At 70.3% G+C, this 20,392-nt stretch carries 19 protein-coding genes; 10 read left to right on the top strand and 9 right to left on the bottom strand.

Translation table 11 applies throughout. The features are described 5' to 3' along the window. Window positions 1-14 precede the first annotated feature (14 nt). From V8J39_RS03460 to pedF, 4 genes are all read right to left on the bottom strand, one after another. Window positions 15-515 (bottom strand): (2Fe-2S)-binding protein, encoded by a 501-nt coding sequence (locus V8J39_RS03460; RefSeq protein WP_336459467.1) that lies wholly within the window; start codon window positions 513-515, stop codon window positions 15-17. A gap of 105 nt (window positions 516-620) precedes the next feature. Continuing rightward, window positions 621-1,160 carry a CoxG family protein gene (locus tag V8J39_RS03455; protein ID WP_336459466.1) on the bottom strand — a complete coding sequence of 180 codons (540 nt, stop codon included), beginning with the start codon at window positions 1,158-1,160 and terminating at the stop codon, window positions 621-623. 35 nt (window positions 1,161-1,195) lie between these two features. Continuing rightward, complete coding sequence (locus tag V8J39_RS03450) at window positions 1,196-2,113, bottom strand: substrate-binding periplasmic protein (protein ID WP_336459465.1); 918 nt, start codon at window positions 2,111-2,113, stop codon at window positions 1,196-1,198. Between the two features lie 14 nt (window positions 2,114-2,127). After that, window positions 2,128-2,826 (bottom strand): cytochrome c-550 PedF, encoded by a 699-nt coding sequence (gene pedF, locus V8J39_RS03445; protein WP_336459464.1) that lies wholly within the window; start codon window positions 2,824-2,826, stop codon window positions 2,128-2,130. A gap of 169 nt (window positions 2,827-2,995) precedes the next feature. Here pedF and V8J39_RS03440 point away from each other — a divergent pair, with 169 nt between their 5' ends. The 4 genes from V8J39_RS03440 (at window position 2,996) to V8J39_RS03425 (ending at window position 6,878) form a co-directional block, all read left to right on the top strand. Further along, window positions 2,996-4,225: an ABC transporter substrate-binding protein gene (locus V8J39_RS03440; RefSeq protein ID WP_336459463.1), complete on the top strand. Its 1,230-nt coding sequence runs from the start codon at window positions 2,996-2,998 to the stop codon at window positions 4,223-4,225. Between the two features lie 2 nt (window positions 4,226-4,227). After that, window positions 4,228-5,184, top strand: coding sequence for a YVTN family beta-propeller repeat protein (locus tag V8J39_RS03435; RefSeq protein ID WP_336459462.1), 957 nt, complete (start codon window positions 4,228-4,230; stop codon window positions 5,182-5,184). Window positions 5,185-5,248: 64 nt separating this feature from the next. Next, window positions 5,249-5,983 (top strand): ABC transporter ATP-binding protein, encoded by a 735-nt coding sequence (locus tag V8J39_RS03430; RefSeq protein ID WP_336459461.1) that lies wholly within the window; start codon window positions 5,249-5,251, stop codon window positions 5,981-5,983. Window positions 5,984-6,083: 100 nt separating this feature from the next. Further along, a complete protein-coding gene (locus V8J39_RS03425) occupies window positions 6,084-6,878 on the top strand; it encodes an ABC transporter permease (protein WP_336459460.1) in 795 nt (264 codons plus the stop codon). Here the strand turns inward: V8J39_RS03425 and V8J39_RS03420 are convergent. The 5 genes from V8J39_RS03420 to V8J39_RS03400 form a co-directional block, all read right to left on the bottom strand. After that, window positions 6,875-7,240 carry an antibiotic biosynthesis monooxygenase family protein gene (locus V8J39_RS03420; RefSeq protein ID WP_336459459.1) on the bottom strand — a complete coding sequence of 122 codons (366 nt, stop codon included), beginning with the start codon at window positions 7,238-7,240 and terminating at the stop codon, window positions 6,875-6,877. The genes V8J39_RS03425 and V8J39_RS03420 overlap by 4 nt on opposite strands. A 73-nt stretch (window positions 7,241-7,313) precedes the next feature. Further along, window positions 7,314-7,799 (bottom strand): bactofilin family protein, encoded by a 486-nt coding sequence (locus tag V8J39_RS03415; protein ID WP_336459458.1) that lies wholly within the window; start codon window positions 7,797-7,799, stop codon window positions 7,314-7,316. Beyond that, window positions 7,789-9,102, bottom strand: coding sequence for a M23 family metallopeptidase (locus tag V8J39_RS03410; RefSeq protein WP_336459457.1), 1,314 nt, complete (start codon window positions 9,100-9,102; stop codon window positions 7,789-7,791). Before V8J39_RS03410 ends, V8J39_RS03415 begins: the two co-directional genes overlap by 11 nt. A 322-nt stretch (window positions 9,103-9,424) precedes the next feature. Beyond that, window positions 9,425-10,222: a ferritin-like domain-containing protein gene (locus tag V8J39_RS03405; protein ID WP_336460182.1), complete on the bottom strand. Its 798-nt coding sequence runs from the start codon at window positions 10,220-10,222 to the stop codon at window positions 9,425-9,427. A gap of 14 nt (window positions 10,223-10,236) precedes the next feature. Continuing rightward, a complete protein-coding gene (locus tag V8J39_RS03400; RefSeq protein WP_336459456.1) occupies window positions 10,237-10,698 on the bottom strand; it encodes a peroxiredoxin in 462 nt (153 codons plus the stop codon). Between the two features lie 115 nt (window positions 10,699-10,813). Between V8J39_RS03400 and V8J39_RS03395 the strand changes: the two genes are divergently transcribed. The 6 genes from V8J39_RS03395 (at window position 10,814) to V8J39_RS03370 (ending at window position 20,302) form a co-directional block, all read left to right on the top strand. Then, window positions 10,814-14,254 (top strand): AsmA-like C-terminal region-containing protein, encoded by a 3,441-nt coding sequence (locus tag V8J39_RS03395; RefSeq protein WP_336459455.1) that lies wholly within the window; start codon window positions 10,814-10,816, stop codon window positions 14,252-14,254. A 17-nt stretch (window positions 14,255-14,271) separates the two neighbouring features. After that, a complete protein-coding gene (queA, locus tag V8J39_RS03390; protein ID WP_336459454.1) occupies window positions 14,272-15,354 on the top strand; it encodes a tRNA preQ1(34) S-adenosylmethionine ribosyltransferase-isomerase QueA in 1,083 nt (360 codons plus the stop codon). 375 nt (window positions 15,355-15,729) lie between these two features. Beyond that, window positions 15,730-17,025: an MFS transporter gene (locus V8J39_RS03385; protein WP_336459453.1), complete on the top strand. Its 1,296-nt coding sequence runs from the start codon at window positions 15,730-15,732 to the stop codon at window positions 17,023-17,025. A gap of 63 nt (window positions 17,026-17,088) precedes the next feature. Further along, entirely contained in the window at window positions 17,089-17,667 is a 579-nt protein-coding gene (locus V8J39_RS03380; protein ID WP_336459452.1) for a DUF924 family protein, read from the top strand. Window positions 17,668-17,748: 81 nt separating this feature from the next. Then, complete coding sequence (gene lpdA / locus V8J39_RS03375; RefSeq protein WP_336459451.1) at window positions 17,749-19,143, top strand: dihydrolipoyl dehydrogenase; 1,395 nt, start codon at window positions 17,749-17,751, stop codon at window positions 19,141-19,143. A gap of 136 nt (window positions 19,144-19,279) precedes the next feature. Beyond that, window positions 19,280-20,302, top strand: coding sequence for an LLM class flavin-dependent oxidoreductase (locus V8J39_RS03370; RefSeq protein ID WP_336459450.1), 1,023 nt, complete (start codon window positions 19,280-19,282; stop codon window positions 20,300-20,302). The last annotated feature ends 90 nt before the right edge of the window (window positions 20,303-20,392 follow it).

Below are 20,392 nucleotides of genomic sequence, written 5' to 3'. Positions count from 1 at the left end.
CCGGCGGGCGGTCCTCACTCCGCCGCCAGCGCCGTCACGTCCTGCCCCGATGCCGCCATCACCGCCTTGACGATGTTGTGGTAGCCCGTGCAGCGGCAGATGTTGCCCTCGAGGTGGTGGCGGATCTCGGCCTCGGTGGGGGTCGGGTTGTCCTTCAGCAGCGCCGCCGCCGACATCACCATGCCGGGGGTGCAGAAGCCGCACTGCAGGCCGTGGTGGTCCTGGAAGGCCTGCTGCAGCCGGGTCAGCGTGCCGTCGGGGGCGGCCATGCCCTCGATCGTCGTCACCTCGGCCCCCTCGGCCTCGAGCGCGAGCATCGTGCAGCTCTTCACCGCCTCGCCGTTCACATGCACGAGGCAGGCCCCGCATTGCGAGGTGTCGCAGCCGACATGGGTCCCGGTCAGGCCCAGCCCGCCGCCCACCGGGTCGTCGCGCAGCATCTGGACGAGAAGCGTGCGCCCCTCGACATCGCGGCTCACGGTCTTGCCGTTCACCGTCAGCGTTACCTTGGTCATTTCATGCCTCCCTGAAATCGTCCCTGGGCACTCGCGGGCACCTGTTGGTCATCACGTCGCGCGCGCGGCCGCCGGCGGCACCGCGCGCGGGGTGCGGGCGGCGGATCAGCCGCCGGTCAGCTTCTTCAGCCAGCCCTTCTTGGCCTCGGGCTCGGCGCCCGCGGCCACCGCCTCGGGGCTGGGCACGGCATCGGCCTCGTCGGCCGGGCCCTCGACGGCGGTCTGGAACCGCGCGAAGAACTCGTCGGCCAGCTTCTTGGCGAAGCTGTCGATGATGCGGCTGCCCAGCTGCGCAAGCTTGCCGCCGACATTCGCATCGACCTGGTAGTCAAGCTTGGTGCCCTCGGGCACCGGCTCGAACGTCACCTTCGCGCCACCCTTGGCAAAGCCCGCAGGCCCGCCCTTGCCCTCGCCGGTGATGGTCAGCGACTGGCCGGGCACGATGTCGGACATGGTGACGAGGCCGGTGAACTTGGCCTTCACCGGGCCGACCTTCTGCACGACGACGGCCTCGTAGCCGTCCTCGACGCTGCCGGTGAGCGTCTCGCACCCCGGCACGCAGGCCCTGAGCACCTCGGGATCGAGGATCGCGGCCCAGACCGTGGCGGGGTCGGCCTTGATGATCCGGTGATCGGTCAGCTGCATCCGGCGTCTCCTTCTGTCTGGCTGCGCGCGCGCCCTCAGCGCTCCGGCGGCTTGAATGTCAGGCCATGAGCTTGGAATATCGCGGAAATACGCCCGTCGTCCAGTGCGCGCGCAATCGCGTCATCCACGGCATAGCCCAGGTCGCGGTGCTGTGCCGACAGGCCGGTGCCCACCGTCCAGCTGCCACGGGTGAACCCTAGAAGCGGAGGCTCGTGCACCGCAAGCCCCGCTTCCGAATGATCCTGCGTCGCGCCCTCGATCTGGCCGCGCGGGCCCATCACCGCCATGACCTCGCCCGCCGCCATCGCCGCCACCGCCGCCGCGACCGAGCGGTAGCGGTGGATCGAATGGTCGACCGAGCCGTTGCCGATCGAGGTCAGGTAGAAATCGGCGATCGAGTCGTTCTCGACCCCCACCGTGTCATAGCGGAAGTAGTTGGGCGTCGGCCCCTTCTCGGGGTAGTCGGCCAGCCGGTAGCCGATGGCCATGCTCTCGGTCGCGTACTGGCCGGTGAACACCACCTGGTCGAAGCGGCAGGCATAGTCGCTGTCATAGGGCACGTGCAGCATCAGGTCCGAGACATGCCCGCCGATCGCCGCGCCCTTCCAGACATAGTTCATCAGGTCGGCGTCCAGCGTCTCGCCCGCCGTGACCAGCCGGATCCGAGCCTCGACCCCAAGCTCCGCGGCGATCAGCCGGGCGAGGTCGACATCGACGCCCTCGGGCGCGCCGTTCACCTCGGCGCTCCAGGGCGCGAAATCGTCGTAAAGCGCGATCTCGATCCAGCCCTCGTCGAGGATGCGGTCGAAGTCGCGGCCCACGTCCTCAAGCGGGGTGTTCTGCGGCCGCGCCTGCGGCGTCACCCCCTCGCAGCGGGCAAGGGCCGGGCCCGCCACCGTCGCGGCGGCCAGCCCGGCCAGCAGGAGCGGGGCGAGGCGACGAGTGATCCGCATGCCCGCCCCCGCGCTCATTTCGCGTCCGACAGCCCGACCGTCAGCGTGTCCGCGGCGGTCTTGAAGCTGGCGGGATCGTCGCTCAGGTGGCGCGCGGCCTCGTAGGCGACGCTGTCGGCCACCGGCGCGCCCGAGGCGGTCTTGGCCTCGGCCGCGATCTCCGACAGCTCGGCCTTCACCGCGGCCGGGTCCTCGACCGTGCCCGCCGCCAGCGCGTCGCGGATCTCGCGCAGCCGGTCGGCATGGGCGTCCAGCGCGCCATCCTCGGGCCGGGTCTCGATATAGGTCCGGATCGCCCAGCCCGCCTTCTGGCCCAGCACCTCGCCGAAGGCCGGCATCTTGGTGGTGCCGTCCTGGGTATAGCCGTGCTGGAACCGCTCGACGAACCACTCGTCGCCGTATTCCTCCGCCTCCAGGAACCGCAGGTCGGGCGCAAGCCCGCCCGACACCGCGCCCAAGCCATGGCAGCGCGCGCAGTTCTGCGTGTAGCCCGAGGCGCCGATGTCCACCGCCTTCTGCCAGATCTCGTGGCCAACCTTGTCCTCGCGATAGGGATTCTCGGTCAGCCATTCCTCGCCCACCTCGGGCAGGGCGTCGGTGTTGACCGGCTGCGGCGCCACATCGCCATGCGCCAGCGCCACGGCGACCGATCCGACCAGCGCGCAGGTGCCAAGCAGCAGCGCCGCAGGGCGCCCGCGGGTGATGAACGTCATGTCAGTCCTCCCTCATGTCCGTTTCGCCCCGATCTAACGGCGCCGCCCCGGACCTCCCTATTCGACCTTGGTCCCGAAACCCCCGAAATTGGACCTTGGTCGTAGAGGACTTGCCCCCCGCGCCCCCCTAGGGTCGGACCCCGGAACGACGCCGAGGGAGGAGGCCCGGATGGCTGCGAAGACCGCCGCGCTGGCGGGGGCGATGGCCGTGGCCCTGGCCCTGTCGGGCGCGCCGCCGGCCCGGGCCGACCTGCCCGGGGCCGATCTGCCCGGGGCCAAGCGGTCGGCGGCCGAGCTGTCGGTGCCGGTCACCTACCTGCGCCACGAACGCACGCCCCCCTCGACCCTGTCCGAGCTTGACCCGGTGCCGCCCGACCAAGGGCTCGACGGCGCGCGCCTCGCGCTGGCCGACAGCGCCACCACGGGCGGCTTCCTTGGCCAGCACTACACGCTCGACCTCGTCTCGGTGCCCGAGGATGCGGCGCTCGCCGGGCCGGCCCGGCAGGCGCTGTCGCGCTCGCGGCTGATCCTGGCCGACATGGGGCCCGAGGACCTGCTCGCGCTCGCCGACCTGCCCGAGGCGCAGGGCGCGCTGATCGTCAACGTCGCGGCCGGCGAGGCGCGGCTGCGCTCGGCCGACTGCCGGGCGAACCTGCTGCACACCGCGCTCGAGGACGGCGCGCGGGCGGATGCGCTGATGCAGGTGCTGCAGGCCAAGCGCTGGACGCGGCTCGCGCTCGTCACCGGGCCGCGCATCGCCGACCGCGCCTTCGCCGGCGAACTCGTGCGCGCGGCGACGAAATTCGGGCTGAAGATCGTCGATGAAAAGGACTGGCCGTTCCAGTCCGACCTGCGCCGCTCGACCACGACCGAGATCCCGGCCTTCACCCAGGGCCTGCGCGACCACGACGTGGTGCTGGTCGCCGACGAGGCCGCGGATTTCGCCCGCTACATCCCCGACAACACCTTCCTGCCGCGCCCGGTCGCGGGGGCCGCGGGCATCGTCCCCGCCGCCTGGTCGCCGGTGCTGGAACAATGGGGCGCCTCGCAGCTGCAGGCGCGCTTCCGCGACGCCACCGGCCGCGCCATGCGCCCGCGCGACTTCGCGGGCTGGCTCGCGCTGCGCGCCCTGGCAGAGGCTGTGACCCGCACCGGCAGCGCCGATCCCGCCGCCCTGCGCGCCTACCTGCTGTCTCCGGGCTTCGCGCTCGACGGCTTCCTCGGCCGCTCGCTCAGCTTCCGGCCCTGGAACGGCCAGCTGCGCCAGCCGGTCGCGGTGGCCAACGACCGCGCGCTGATCGACCTCGCCCCGGTCGAGGGCTTCCTGCACCAGGTCAACGAGATGGACACGCTGGGCCTCGACCGGCCCGAAAGCGCCTGCCGGGCGTTCGGAGGATGACGATGCGACTTCTGCCCCTTCTGCTGTGCACCGCGCTGGCCGCGCCCGCCTCGGCCGCCGAGATCTGGGTGACGAACGAGAAGGACGACACCATCAGCGTCATCGACACCGCCACGCTCGCGGTGACGCGCACGATCCCCACCGGCGAGCGTCCGCGCGGCATCACCTTCAGCCACGACTATTCCAGGGTCTACATCTGCGCCTCGGATTCCAATGCCGTGCAGGTGATGGACCCCGCGACCGGCGCGATCCTGCACGACCTGCCCTCGGGCGAGGACCCCGAGCAGTTCATCCTCGCCCCCGACGACCGCCACCTGTGGATCGCCAACGAGAACGACGCCGTGACCACGGTCGTCGACACCGAGACCCGCCGCGTCGTCGCCCAGATCAACGTCGGGATCGAGCCCGAGGGCATGGCGGTCTCGCCCGACGGCGCGACCGTGATCACGACCTCGGAAACCACCTCGATGGCGCACTGGATCTCGACCGCGACGCACCAGATCTTCGCCAATTCGCTGGTCGACGCGCGCCCGCGCCATGCCGAGTTCACCGCCGACGGCGCCCAGCTCTGGGTCTCGTCCGAGATCGGCGGCACGGTCACGGTCTTCGCGGCCGCCGACCAGCGCGAATTGGCCAAGATCCGCTTCGCGATCCCGGGCGTGCATTCCGACCTGATCCAGCCGGTCGGCTTCGAATTCACCCCCGACGGCCGCACCGCCTTCGTCGCGCTCGGGCCCGCCAACCACGTCGCGGTGGTCGACATGGCCAGCTTCGAGGTGCGCGACTACATCCTGACCGGGCGGCGGGTCTGGCACCTGGCCTTCTCGCCCGACCATGCGCAGCTGTTCACCACCAACGGCGTCTCGGGCGACGTGACGGTGATCGACGTCGCCTCCGAGACGCCGGTGAAGACGATCCGCGTCGGCCGCTTCCCCTGGGGCGCGGCGATGCGGCCGTAAGGCTTTCGGGGGATGGTCGCGGCGCGGCCCAGCCGCTAGTCTTCCGGGCAGGGAGAGATTTCACATGCATGACGGCGGCTTGCAGGTCGAAGGCATCGGCCATCGCTGGGGCGCGAAACAGGCGCTGGACGGGGTCGGCTTCGACCTTGCGCCCGGGGCCTTCTGCGCGCTTCTGGGGCCGAACGGGGCGGGCAAGTCGACGCTGTTCGGCATCCTCACCCGGCTGTTCACGCCGCAGACCGGCCGGGTGGTGGTGGCCGGGCACGACCTGTCGCGGGCGCCGCTCAAGGCGCTGTCGCGCATCGGGGTGGTGTTCCAGCAGTCGACGCTGGACCTCGACCAGACGGTGCGCCGCAACCTGCTATATTTCGCCGCGCTGCACGGGATCTCGGGGCGCGAGGCCGACCGCCGCGCGATGGCCGCGCTCGACAGGCTCGGCATGGCCGAGCGCGCGGCCGAGAAGGTGGCCGCGCTGAACGGCGGCCACCGCCGGCGGATGGAGATCGCGCGGGCGCTGATCCATCGCCCCTCGGTGCTGCTGCTGGACGAACCGACGGTGGGGCTCGACGCCGCCGCGCGCCGGGCGATCACCGACCATGTCCACGACCTCGCCGCGACCGAGGGGCTGACCGTGCTCTGGGCCACCCATCTGACCGACGAGGTGCGCCCCGCCGACCGGCTGGTGATCCTGCACCGCGGCCGGGTGCTGGCCGACGGGACCGCCGCCGCGATCGGCGGGGACGACCTCACCGCGACCTTCCTGTCGATGACCGCCGCGACGACGGACGCCAAGGCATGATCCGCCACCGCCCGACAGCCCTTGATCTTCACGCAACACTTCACGTGAAGTCTGACGCTCATCACATTGTCATCAAACGACAACGGAAAAGACCTTACAGATGACATCAGCCTGGATCACCGCCCTTCGCGCGATCATCCTGCGCGAATTCCTGCGCTTCCTCGGCCAGCGCGGCCGGTTCGTTTCGGCGCTGGTCCGCCCGCTGGTCTGGCTGCTGGTCTTCGCCGCCGGCTTCCGCGCCGCGCTGGGCCTGTCGATCATCCCGCCCTATCAGACCTATATCACCTACGAGACCTACATCGTCCCGGGCCTGTGCGGAATGATCTGCCTTTTCAATGGGATGCAAAGCTCGCTGAGCCTTGTCTACGATCGCGAGATGGGATCGATGCGGCTTTTGCTGACCGCGCCGCTGCCGCGCTGGTGGCTGCTGACGGCAAAGCTCGTGGCCGGCAGCCTGATCTCGGTGCTGCAATGCCTGGCGTTTCTGGCGATTGCCGCAGCCTTCGGAATCTCGATGAACATCAGTGGATATCTGTTTGCGATACCTGCAATTTTCGCCGCTGCTCTCATGTTGGGTGCGCTGGGGTTGCTGCTGTCGTCGCAGATCCGCCAGCTCGAGAATTTCGCCGGGGTGATGAACTTCGTGATCTTCCCGATGTTCTTCCTGTCCTCGGCGCTCTACCCGCTGTGGAAGATGCAGGAGGCCTCGCTGCTGCTCTACCGGATCTGCGCCGCCAACCCGTTCAGCCACGCGGTCGAGCTGATCCGCTTCGCGCTCTACGGCCAGATGAACTGGCTGGCGCTGGCGGTGACGCTGGGGGCGCTTGTCGTCTTCGGCGCGGGCGCGGTCTGGGGCTATGATCCAGGGCGGGGCCAGACCGCGCGCAAGGCCTAAAGCAGGGGGCCCGTGCCGGTGTCGTGCACCCGCAGGCTGTCGTCCGGCGCCTCGGCCCGGTCGGTCATGCCATAGTCGCGGATCACCCCGGCCACCCGCAGCCGGTAATCGGCGAAGACCCCGGCGCGGCCGGCGGCCTGGGCGGCGCGGTGGCTTTCCAGCCGGCGCCAGGCCGCGACCGCGCTCTCGTCGCGCCAGAACGACAGCGACAGCATCTTGTCGGGGTCGGTCAGGCTCTGGAACCGCTCGACCGACAGGAAGCCGTCGATCGTCATGAGATCCTCGCGCAGCCGGGCCGCCAGCGCCAGATATTGCTCGCGCCGGCCCTCGGCGGGGCGGACCTCGAAGATGATGGCGATCATGGCTCCTCCCGAAGCGGCGATTCCAAAAGAAAACGGCCCGCCGAGGCGGGCCGGGTCGGGCGCGTCGCCGGGCTCACTCGGCCGTCGGCGGCGCCAGCTTGGGCGTGCTGCCCTGCGACAGCGGGTCTTCCTGGCGCTGGACCGAGCCTTCGAAATGCGCACCCGATTCGATGGCGATCGTCTTGTGGATGATGTCGCCCTCGACGCGGGCGGTCGAGGTCAGGCGCACCTTCAGGCCGCGCACGCGACCGACGACGCGGCCGTTGACGACGATGTCGTCGGCCACGATCTCGCCGCGGATCGTCGCGCTCTCGCCGACGGTCAGCAGGTGGGCGCGGATGTCGCCCTCGACCGTGCCCTCGATCTGGATGTCGCCCGAGGTCTTGATATTGCCGGAGATCGTCAGGTCCGACGACAGCAGCGACGGCGCGGGCTTGGCCTTCGGCATCGACGGGGTGGGCGCGTAATCCATGGGCTTCGTCAGGCTCTCGGGGGTTTTCGGTTTTTCCGGCTCGGGCGTCTTCGGGCCCGGCTCGTTGATTCTGCTTTTAGAAAACATCTCTTCCCGCCTTGATATAGGTCATCGGATCGACCGGGTTGCCGTTCGGACGCACTTCATAGTGCAGGTGGTTGCCCGTCGACCGTCCCGTACTTCCCATATCACCGACCTGCTCGCCACGCGAGACGCGATCGCCAACGCTCACGCGGATTTTGGACATGTGCCCGTAAACGGTTTCGAAACCGAAGTCGTGCTTGATCTCGACCATGTTGCCGTAGCCGTTCATCCAGCCCGCGCGGGTCACGGTGCCGTCGGCGGTGGCATAGATCGGCGAGCCGTAGGCGCCGGCGAAATCGACGCCGGCATGCAGCCGGCCCCAGCGGCGCCCGAAGGGCGAGGAATAGCGGAAGGAGGTCTTCAGCGGAAAGGCGAGCGGCACCGATTCCGCGGCGATGCGATAGGCGTTCAGCTGGGCGAAGCCGTCCATGATCGCCTCGGCGCGGTCTTCGCCGATGCCAAGGTTCTCGGTCCCCTTGGTCGAGGCCGAGATCGGCGTGAGTTCGGGCATGTCGCGGCTGCGGCGCACCTTTTTCAGCAGGTCGTCGGGGCTGACGCCGACCGAGCGGAACACCTTGTCCAGCGGCTCCATCGAGACGTTGATCGCCTCTTCGAGCGTGTCGAAGATCTCGTCGTTGCGCTGGTCGATCAGCCGGCGCTCGTAGGCGAGGCGGTCGATCTGCGCCTGGGCCTCGCTCGCGGTGGCGATCTCGTCGTCGCGTTCGCCCGAGGTGTGGTCGAGCGCGGCGGTCATCGCGACCAGCGTCGCCTGAAGGTCGTTGGCGCGGGCGGCGGCGCGGGCATCGGCATTGCCGGCCAGCGCGGCTTCGGCGGTGCGCACCTCACCGCGGGCGGCGTCGCGCTCGGCCATGGTGCGCTTGAGGGTGGTCTGGATCACGTCGATCCCGGTCTCGAGCTCGCGCCGGCGCTCCTCGCTGTCGAGAAGCGCGGTCTGCATGGTCGAGACCTGGTCGAGCGCGACGGCGAAGCGGGCCTGGGCCGCGACCAGTTCGGCCGCGCGGGCGTCGCGCTCCTTGCCGATCGTGTCGAGCCGCTGTTCATAGACCGCCTGCTTGCGCAGCGTCTGGTCGCGGGCGCTGCCGGACCCGATCGAATCCATCAGCAGGATCGCGGAGGCGACGATCGTCCAGGCGATGACCGCGCCGGAGCCGGCGAGGAGGGCGGCCTGCGAGACCGGCGAGATGCGCAGGAAGCGCGTCTCGGTATCCGTGCGCAGGAACAGCCGCTGTTCCGGAAGATGCCGTGCGAGGGCGCTGTTGACCCGATTGAGTATCCGTTTCGGCACCAGTCCGTCCCCGATTGCCCCTGTCCCGGATGCGGGATAGCAACCGAAGGCGCCCCGCGGCAACGTTCAACAGGCAGCAGGGGCCCGCGATCAGCGCCGGGAAGCCGATATAGGCGGGATCTTGCCGATTCTGACACCAGTTCGACGGCTGTCGCGGCACGAGTTGTGCGCAGGCGCCGTCCCTCGGCCCAAATCTGGTGTCGGGCGCGCCCATGCGCGCAATGCAGCGAAAGGTTGAAAAGCCGTTAGCGATTCTTGCCGCACCGCGTGTGCGCGGCGGTCACCCGGTCGGCTGCCCGGTCCTCAGCGCGGTCCTCTGCCGCTAGTCGGTGCCCTCGGCCAGCGGCCAGTAGAAGTCGGGCGGCAGGCCGGCCTCGGCGCGCTTCTCCTCGTTGAAGGGCGGCTTCAGCGCGCCGTGGAAATAGCGCCGCACCAGGTCGTGGAACACGCCGGTCGGGTCCAGCCCGTCGCGGCCGCACAGCCAGTTGAACCACTTGGCGCCATAGGCGACGTGGTGCACCTCTTCGGCATAGATCACCTTCAGCGCCGCGATCGCCTGCGCCTCGCCGGCCTTCTCGAAGGTGGCGATCAGCCCCGGCGTGACGTCGAGCCCGCGCGCCTCGAGCACCATCGGCACCACGGCGAGGCGGCCGAACAGGTCCTCGGCCGTGTCCTCGGCCGCGCGCCACATGCCGGCATGGGCGGGCAGGGCGCCGTAATGGGACCCCATCGCCTCGAGGCAATCGCAGAGCAGGTTGAAATGCTTCGATTCCTCGTCGGCCGATTTCACCCAGTCGTCGTAGAACCCGGGCGGCATCGGCCGGTCGGTGAAGCGCGCGATGATGTCCCAGTGCAGGTCGACCGCGTTCAGCTCGATATGCGCGAGCGCGTGCAGCAGCGCGATGCGGCCCTGCGCGCTGCCGGGCCTTCGGCGCGGCACGTCGCGCGGATCGAGCAGGTCCGGCTTCGGCGGGCGGGCCGGGCGCAGCGGCGGCGTGGCGCGGCCGACCGGGATCGGCTGCCCCCCGTCCGCGCGCGAGGCGCGCCAGGTCGCGGCATGGGCATGGCTGAGCGCGGTCTTGGCGCGGCCGTCGGCGGTGGTCAGCACCTCGACGGCCATCGCGGCCAGCGTGATCACAGCGCGCGCACCGCGTCCAGCACCTCGGTCGCGTGGCCGTCGACCTTCACCTTCGGCCAGACCCGCGCCACCTTGCCGGCGCCATCGACCAGCACCGTCGCGCGGGTGATGCCCATGAAGGTCTTGCCGTACATCTTCTTTTCGCCCCAGACGCCGTAATCCTCGCAGACCGAGCCGGCCTCGTCCGAGGCGAGGATGACCGACAGCGAATGCTTGGCGCAGAACTTGTCATGCGCGGCGACGCTGTCCTTGGAGATGCCGATCACCAGCGCGCCGGCGGCGGCGAATTCGTCCGACAGGCGGGTGAAGTCCAGCGCCTCGGTGGTGCAGCCGGGGGTGTCGTCCTTGGGGTAGAAGTACAGCACCACCTTCTTCGGGGCGAGCGCGGAGAGCGTGACCGCGCCGCCGCCGTCGCGCGGCAGGGTGAAATCGGGGGCGTTGGTTCCGGTCTCGATCATCTCGGCGTGATCCCTTCCTTGAGGTGGACACATCGGGTTCTAATACGGCAGACGGGAAGTTAAACCCCGCATCGGCGCGAGCGGGCGGCAGCGACAGAGCGAAAGGCAGGGCCGGATGGGCGAACGCGACAGGGCGGCAGGCGAGGCGGGCCCGCAGGGGCCGCGCGAGGCCGCGCCGGCCCTGACGCGCCCCGGGCAAGGCCCCGAGCCATCGGCCCCCGGACCGGCGGAGACGTCCGGGGCCGCGGCGCGACCGCCGCGGCGGCCGCTGCGCTGGCTGGGCCGGGGGCTTGCGGTGCTGGCGCTGGTGGTGGTGCTGGCGCTGGCGGCGGGCATCGGCCTTGTCGTGCTGGGCGGCCGGGCGATCCCGCTGCCGGACTGGACGCTGGCGCAGGTGACCGAACGGGTGAACGCGCGGCTCGCGGGGGCGGCGACGCTGGGGGTCGCGGCGGGCGAGATCGTCGTCGACCGCAACTTCCACCCCCGGATCCGGCTGGACGACGTGGTGCTGACCTCGGCCCAGGGCCGCCGCATCGCCGAGCTGCCGGACGTGCGCGCAAGCTTTGCCACCGGCGCACTGCTGCACGGCCAGGTCGAGCCCGTGAGCCTGACCATCCCCGACGCCCGGCTCGACATCCGCCGGCTGACCGACGGCTCGCTCGAGCTTGGCTTCCTCGCCTCGGGCTTCGACGGCGACGGCCCCGCGATCCGCACGCCGCAGGACATGGCGCGGGCGGTGCGGCAGGCGCTGGCGACGCCGCTGCTGTCGGGGCTCGAGACGGTGGATCTCGACGGGCTCGACATCCGCTACGACGACCGGCGCGCGCGGCAGGTCTGGACGGTGAGCGACGGCCGGCTCAGCCTTGACCAGCGCGGCGAGCGGCTGGTCTTCGACCTGGCCTTCGCGCTTGACGACGGCTCGGGCAAGCCCACGCCCGCCACCGCCGACCTGAACCTGTGGATGGACCGCGAGGGCACCGGCGTCGCGGTGACGGCCGAGGTGCGCGACGTGCCCTCGGACACGCTGGCCGCGCAGTCGCCGGCGCTGGCCTGGCTGCAGGTGATCGACGCCCCGATCTCGGGGTCGTTCTCGACCGGGATCGACGTGAACGACGCGATCCTGCCGGTCGACGGCCGGCTGCGGCTGGGCCGCGGCGCGCTGCGCCCGACCGAGGCCGCCACCCCGGTGCCCTTCGATCTGGCCCAGATCGTGCTGCGCTATCTGCCCGAGACGCAGATGCTGGATTTCCGCGACATCAACATCGAAAGCCCGGCGCTGCGCGCCCATGGCTCGGCCCGGGCCTGGGCCAAGGGGATGGAGAACGGGCTGCCGACCGCGATCGCGGGGCAGATCTCGGTCTACGATCTGTGGGCCGATCCGCAGGGCGTCTTCGACGAGCCGGTGAGCTTCCCGGGCGGGATGATGGACCTGAAGCTGAACCTCGCGCCCTTCAGCCTCGAGGTCGGGCAGTTCGCACTGTTCGACGGCACCGGCGGCGCGATCTCGGCCGAGGGGCGGGTGGGCGCGGACGATCGCGGCTGGACCGTGGGCGCGGACATGGCGATCAACCACATCGCCCATGACCGGCTGATCGCGCTCTGGCCGGTGAGCCTGGTGACCAAGACCCGCGACTGGCTGGCCAGCAACGTCACCACGGGCGAGCTGCACGACGTCAAGGCCGCGATCCGCATCGCGCCGCAGACCGAGGCGAAGGTGACGCTGGCCTATGCGTTCCGCGGCGCCTCGGTGCGGGTGCTGGACACGCTGCCGCCGGTCGAGGATGGCGAGGGCTATGCCACGATCGTCGGGCGCACCCACACGCTGGTCATCGAGAAAGGCCATGTCACCGCACCGAACGGCGGCGCGGTCGAGGCGGCGGGCTCGGTGGTGACGGTGCCCGACATCACCCGGCGCCCGACGCCGCTGGACGTGACGCTGGTCACCGACTCGACGATTCCCGACGCGCTGTCCTTGCTGGACCAGCCGCCGCTGCAGCTGATGACCAAGGCCGGGCGCGGCATCGATCTGGCGCAGGGCCGGGCCCGGGCGCGCACCCACCTGGCCTTCACGCTGGTGCCGCATCTCGATCCCGACGCGGTGCAGTTCGACGTGACGGCCGACCTGACCGGCGTCAGCTCGGACACGATCGTGCCCGAGCGCACCATCGCCGCCGACCGGCTGAGCCTGACCGCCAGCAACGCGGCGCTGCGCATCGCCGGCGACGCGACGATCGACGGGCTGCCGGTGCGCGGCGCCTGGGAGATGCCGCTCAAGCCCGAGGACCCGGCGACCAAGGGGGCCTCGCATCTCGACGGCTTCGTCGAGCTGAGCCCGCGCGCGCTGTCCACCTTCAAGATCCCGCTGCCCGAAGGGTCGGTCACCGGCACGGGCCAAGGGCAGATCCGCATCGATCTGGCCGCCGGCGGCGCCGCGCCGCGGTTCCGGCTGACCTCGGATCTCGCGGGGATCGGGCTGTCGGTGCCCGAGGTCGGCTGGTCGAAGCCGGCGGCGCCCGCGGGCACGCTGACGGTCGAGGGCAGCCTCGGCACGCCGCCCGAGGTGACGGCGCTCGCGCTGAGCGCGCCGGGGCTGACCGTGTCGGACGGGGCGGTGACGATCAAGGCCGACGGCACGCTGGATGCGGTGCGGCTGGGGCGGGTGCAGCTGGCGGGCTGGTTCGACGGCGGGGTCGAGCTGCGCGGCCGCGGCGCCGGCAAGACCCCGGGCGTTGTGATCACGGGCGGCAGCGCCAATCTCGCCAAGGCGACGCTGGGCAGCTCGTCGGGATCGGGCGGCGCTTCCGAGGCGGTGCCGATCACGGTGACGCTGGACCGGCTGCAGATCTCGGACACGATCGCGATGACCGCGCTCAGCGGCGATTTCACCACCGCGGGCGGCTTCAACGGCCGCTTCCGCGGCCAGGTCAACGGTCAGGGCGCGGTCTCGGGCGAGGTGGCGCCGACGCGCGGCAATGCCCGGCCCTCGGTGCGGCTGCGCTCGGACGACGCGGGCCGGATCCTGCGCGCGACCGGGATCTTCAGCATGGCGCGCGAGGGCGAGATGCAGCTGCTGCTGACGCCGCGCGGCGCCGCCTCGGGGAATTACGACGGCCAGGTCGCGATCCGGGGGCTCAGGATCAAGGACGCGCCGGTGATGGCGGACCTGCTGAGCGCGGTCTCGGTCGTGGGGCTGCTGGAGCAGCTGTCAGGCGACGGCATCCTGTTCACCGAGGTCGACAGCCGCTTCCGCATCAGCCCCGAGCGGGTCGAGATCCTGCAGGGCTCGGCGATGGGCGCCTCGCTCGGCGTGTCGATGGACGGGGTCTACGGCCTCGTGTCGCGCCGGCTCGAGTTGCGCGGGGTGGTCTCGCCGGTCTATCTGCTCAACGGCGTCGGCGCGCTGGTGTCGCGCCGCGGCGAGGGGCTGTTCGGCTTCAACTACACGATCTCGGGCACGGCCGACGATCCGAAGGTGGGGGTGAACCCGCTGTCGATCCTGACACCGGGCAAGTTCCGCGAGATCTTCCGCTCGGCGCCGCCTGAAGTGAAGAAATAGGAAACGGGTCCAAACCCTTGAAACTGTCTGATTTTGACTTCGACTTGCCGGATGGGTTGATCGCGACGCGGCCGGCGCGCCCGCGGTCCTCGGCGCGCCTGCTGCTGGCCGAGGGCGACGGCATCGCCGACCGCGTGGTTTCGGATCTGGTCGAGATCCTGCGCCCCGGCGACCGGCTGGTGATCAACAACACCAAGGTGATCCCGGCGCGGCTGTCGGGCGAGCGGCGGCGCGACAGCACCGACGGGCCGGGCGTGGCGCGGATCGAGGTGACGCTGCTGGACCCGCGCCCCGATGCCGAGGGCGGCTGGTGGGCGCTGGCCAAGCCGCTGCGCCGGCTGCGGGCGGGGGATGTGATCACGTTCGCGGCCGGGCTGTCGGCGGCGGTCGACGCGATCGAGGACGGCCGGGTCGCGCTGCGGCTGGTCGCCGAGGGCGGCGATGTCGACGCGGCGCTGGACGCGGCGGGCGACATGCCGCTGCCGCCCTATATCGCCTCGCTGCGGGCGCCCGACGCGCAGGACCGCGAGGATTACCAGCCGGTCTTCGCGCGCACCGCGGGCGCGGTGGCGGCCCCGACCGCCAGCCTGCATTTCGATGCCGAGCTGCTGTCGGCGCTGAGCGCGCGCGGCGTCGCCTTCACCGAGGTGACGCTGCATGTCGGCGCCGGAACCTTCCTGCCGGTGAAGGTCGAGGATGTGACCACGCACAGGATGCATGCCGAATGGGGCGAGGTGACCGCGCAGGCCGCGGCTGAGATCCTGGCGACGCGGCAGGCGGGCGGGCGTGTGATCGCGGTCGGCACCACGGCGCTGCGGCTGATCGAGAGCGCGGCGCGCGACACGGGTGTGATCACGCCCTGGACGGGCGAGACCGACATCTTCATCTATCCGGGATTCACCTTCCGGGTGGCGGACGGGCTGATGACGAATTTCCACCTGCCGAAGTCGACGCTGCTGATGCTGGTCTCGGCGCTGATGGGACAGGCGCGCATCCGCGCGATCTATGCCCATGCCGTCGCCAGCCGCTACCGCTTCTTCAGCTACGGAGACGCCTCGCTGCTGCTCCCCGGCGGACCGGGCGCGGGAACCAGCGGGTGAGGACCAGCGCCACCGAGGGACCGGACAGCGCAAGGAGGATCAGGGCCGGGAAGACGACGGCGGGATCTGCGAGGGGCAACGCGTTGAGCATCTGGACGTTCCTTCTGAACTGGCTTCTCTGTGCTCCTGAAACGTGGCGCGATTGTGTTCGCTGCGGGGCGGCATCTTGGATTTGTGGCGTTTTATCAAAGACCTGAGTCGTCTTTTTCGTGCCCAGGTTGCAAATTGCACGCGCCGCGTGTGCGCCCGCAGCACGTCGCCCCCGGCACGTGCGGAGTCGGCGAAGGATTTGCAAGGCGCGCCGCTTCGGGCTAGCAGTCCCTAGGGGCGGGCCATGCGCGCCGTCGCCTGCCACCACCATCCGGGAGTGCCTTCATGATCCAAGTTCTGCGCGGCTCCTGGGCGCTGCTGCTGGGGCTCACGCTGATCATGCTGGGCAACGGGATGCAGGGCACGCTGCTGGGCATCCGCGGCGGCATCGAGGGCTTCGCGCCCTTCGAGATGTCGATCGTGATGTCGTCCTACTTCCTGGGGTTCCTGCTCGGGTCGACCTTCACGCCCGAGCTGCTGCGCAACGTCGGCCACGTGCGCGTCTTCGCCGCGCTCGGCTCGACGATCTCGGCGGTGCTCGTGATCTACGCGCTGCTGCCCGACTGGCATGCCTGGGCGCTGCTGCGGGTGGTGATCGGCTTCTGCTTCTCGGGCGTCTACATCACCTCGGAAAGCTGGCTGAACGCGACCTCGACCAACGAGACGCGGGGGCAGGCGCTGTCGGCCTACATGATGGTGCAGATGATCGGCATCATCGCGGCACAGGCGATGCTGAACCTTGCGGATCCGGGCGGGTTCGTGCTGTTCATCATCCCCTCGGTGCTGGTCTCGCTCGCCTTCACGCCGATCCTGCTGACCGCCGGCCACCCGCCGGCCTTCGACAAGACCCAGCCGCTGAGCTTCGTGCGCCTCTACCGCGCCTCGCCGCTGGGCTGTGTCGGCATGTTCCTGGTGGGCGGGATCTTCGCCGCGCTCTGGGGCATGGCCTCGGTCTTCGGGACGACGGCGGGGCTGAGCGTCGGCGAGATCTCGATCTTCGTGGGCTGCATCTATGCCGGGGGGCTGGTGTTCCAGTTCCCGATCGGCTGGGCGTCGGACCGGATGGACCGGCGGCTGCTGATCCTGGTGCTGGCGGTGGTGGCGGGGCTGGCGATGGTGCCGGCCGCGATCTTCCCGCTGCCGTTCTGGGCGCTGCTGCCGGTGGCGGTGATCGCGGGCGGCATCGCCAACCCGCTGTATTCGCTGCTGGTGGCCTATACCAACGACTTCCTCGACAATTCCGACATGGCCGCGGCCTCGGCGGGGCTGCTGTTCATCAACGGGCTTGGCGCGATCGGCGGCCCGCTGATCACCGGCTGGGCGATGGAGGTCTTCGGCCCGCCCGGGTTCTTCCTGTACATCGGCGTGCTGATGGCGATGCTGGCGCTGTACGCGGGCTGGCGGATGACGCGGCGGCCGTCGCTGTCGTCGGACCAGACCGGGGCCTTCGCGCCGCTGTCGCCGACCGCCTCGGCGATCGCGGTCGAGGCCGCGCTGGGGGCGGCGCAGGAGGATGGCCCGCAGGATCACGGGCCGCAGGATCATGGCCCGCAGGAGCCGGTCGAGCGCCCCGCCACCTGATCCAGCGCGCCGGTCCGGGCCAAGCCGGACGGGGCGCGCGACGCGAGGAGGAGGAGACGAACGATGGCGACTGCCGAGGATATTCTGCACTATTGGCAAGAGCTTGGACCGGACGGCTGGTACAAGGGATCAACGGCGATCGACGACGAGATCCGCGCGCGCTTTGCGCCGGACTGGGAAGCGGCGGCACGGGGCGACCGCGAAGGCTGGCTGACCGACGCCCGCGGCGCGCTGGCCTACATCCTGCTGACCGACCAGTTCCCGCGCAACATCCACCGCGGCGAGGCGCGGGCCTATGCCACCGATGCCCAGGCCGTCGCCGCGGCCGAGGCCGCCTGTGATCACGGCTGGGACCGCGACTGGCCCGAGCCGATCCGGCAGTTCTTCTACCTGCCGTTCATGCATGCCGAGGACCCGGACCTGCAGGCGCGCTGCATCGAGATGTTCGCGACCCGGATGCCCGAGACCGGCGCGGACAACCTTGGCCATGCCCGGGCCCATGCCTGGGTCATCGACCGCTTCGGCCGCTTTCCCTATCGCAACCCGCACCTGGGGCGCGACTCGTCGCCGGACGAGCACGACTTTCTCGAGGCGGGCGGCTATCGCGCGGCGCTGGACGCGGTCGGCGTTAATCGGCCCTGACCGAAGCTGTGTGGCGACGGCCGCGTTGAAGGCGGCCGGAAAATAGTTTAAGGCCAAACTATCTGTTTCAGGGAGGGTGCGATGGCGGCCCAGACTTTCGACATGATCGTGATCGGCGCCGGTCCCGGCGGCTATGTCGCGGCGATCCGTGGCGCGCAGCTTGGCCTCAAGGTGGCCATCGTCGAGCGCGAGAACCTGGGCGGCATCTGCCTGAACTGGGGCTGCATTCCGACCAAGGCGCTGCTGCGCTCGGCCGAGGTGTTCCACATGATGGAGCGGGCCAAGGACTACGGGCTGTCGGCCGAGAAGATCGGCTATGACCTTGCCGCGGTGGTCAAGCGCTCGCGCGGGGTGGCCAAGCAGCTGTCGTCGGGCATCGCGCACCTGATGAAGAAGAACAAGATCACCGTCTTCATGGGCCACGCGACGATCCCCGCGAAGGGCAAGGTGTCGGTCAAGACCGACAAGGGCACCGAGGAGCTGGCGGCGAAATCGATCGTGCTGGCCACGGGCGCGCGAGGCCGCAACCTGCCGGGGCTGGAGCCCGACGGCGACCTGGTCTGGGGCTATCGCGACGCGCTGGTGGCGAGCCGGATGCCCAAGAAGCTGCTGGTGATCGGCTCGGGCGCGATCGGCATCGAATTCGCGAGCTTCTTCAACACGCTGGGCGCCGACACCACGGTGGTCGAGGTCATGGACCGCGTGCTGCCGGTGGAGGATGCCGAGATCTCGGCCTTCGCCAAGAAACAGTTCGAGAAGCAGGGCATGAAGATCCGCGAGAAGACCAACGTCAAGAAGCTCGACCGCGGGCAGGGCAAGGTCGTCGCGCATCTCGAGGCCAACGGCAAGGTCGAGACGATGGAGTTCGACACCGTGATCTCCGCCGTCGGCATCGTCGGCAACTACGAGGATCTGGGGCTCGAGGCGCTGGGGGTGAAGATCGACCGCACCCACGTCGTGGTCGACGAATACTGCCGCACGGGGATCGAGGGGCTTTATGCGATCGGCGACATCGCCGGGGCACCGTGGCTTGCGCACAAGGCCAGCCACGAGGGCGTCATGGTCGCGGAACTCGCCGCGGGCAAGAAGGGCCACCCGATCAAGCCGGGCACGATCGCGGGCTGCACCTACTGCCAGCCGCAGGTCGCCTCGGTGGGCATGACCGAAGCCAAGGCCAAGGAGGCCGGGTTCGAGGTCAAGGTCGGCCGCTTCCCCTTCATCGGCAACGGCAAGGCGATCGCGCTGGGCGAGCCCGAGGGGATGGTGAAGACCGTCTTCGACGCCAAGACCGGCGAGCTTCTGGGCGCGCACATGGTCGGGGCCGAGGTGACCGAGCTGATCCAGGGCTATGTCATCGGCCGCACGCTCGAGACCACCGAGGCCGAGCTGATGGAGACCGTGTTCCCGCACCCGACGCTGTCGGAGATGATGCACGAGGCGGTGCTGGACGCCTACGGCCGCGCGATCCACTTCTGAACAGGGCGCGGGGGGTATGCACCCCCCCCCCACCCCCCGCTTCCGGGCCCCTGACGCACGGGGGCTGTGCGGGGGCTGACGTTGCGGGGCACGGCCCCGATGCCTAGCTTTCCGGGCAACGAAAGGGAGCATCCCCATGAAGAGCATCGGTTTCCTGTCCTTCGGCCACTGGTCGCCGCAACAGGGCTCGCAGACCCACAGCGCCGCCGACGTGCTGCTGCAGTCGATCGACCTTGCGCAGGCGGCAGAGGGCATCGGCCTCGACGGCGCCTATTTCCGCGTCCACCACTTCGCGCGCCAGCTCGCCTCGCCGTTCCCGCTGCTGGCGGCGGTCGGGGCGAAGACCTCGCGCATCGAGATCGGCACCGGCGTCATCGACATGCGCTATGAAAACCCGCTCTACATGGTCGAGGATGCGGGGGCCGCGGACCTGATCTCGGGCGGGCGGCTGCAGCTGGGGATCTCGCGCGGGTCGCCCGAACAGGTGATCGAGGGCTGGCGCCATTTCGGCTACAGCCCCGCCGAGGGCGCGTCGGATGCCGACATGGGCCGCGCCCATGCCGAGGTGTTTCTCGACGCGCTGCGGGGCGAGGGCTTCGCCCGGCCCAATCCGCAGCCGATGTTCCCGAACCCGCCGGGGCTCTTGCGGCTCGAGCCGCATTCGGAGGGGTTGAGGGAGCGGATCTGGTGGGGGTCGGGGTCGAACGCGACCGCGGTCTGGGCGGCCGAGCGCGGCATGAACCTGCAAAGCTCGACCCTGAAGGACGACGAGACCGGCGAGCCGTTCCACGTCCAGCAGGCCGCGCAGATCCGCCTGTACCGCGCGGCCTGGGACAGGGCCGGCCACACGCGCAGACCCCGCGTCTCGGTCAGCCGGTCGATCTTCGCGATCACCAGCGACGAGGACCGGATGTATTTCGGCCGCGCGGGCGAGAGCCGGGATTCGGTGGGCTACATCGACCCGCAGACCCGTGCGATCTTCGGGCGCAGCTATGCGGCGGAACCCGACCGGCTGGTCGAGCAGCTGAAGGCCGACGAGGCGATCACCGAGGCCGACACGCTGCTTCTTACGATCCCGAACCAGCTGGGCGTCGCCTACAACACCCATGTGCTGGAGGCGATCCTGAAGGACGTCGCCCCGGCGATGGGCTGGAAGTGAAAGCTAGGCCGGGGGGATGCATCCCCCCGGACCCCCGCGGAATTGGCCGTGCCAAGACATGCGGGGGGCGCGGGGGCATGCATGCCCCCC

This window comes from Frigidibacter sp. MR17.24 (genome assembly GCF_037095655.1).
In the GTDB taxonomy this organism is placed as follows: Bacteria; Pseudomonadota; Alphaproteobacteria; order Rhodobacterales; family Rhodobacteraceae; genus Frigidibacter.
The sequence above is the reverse complement of the archived record's forward strand: the minus strand, read 5'-3'. Positions and strand labels throughout refer to the sequence as shown.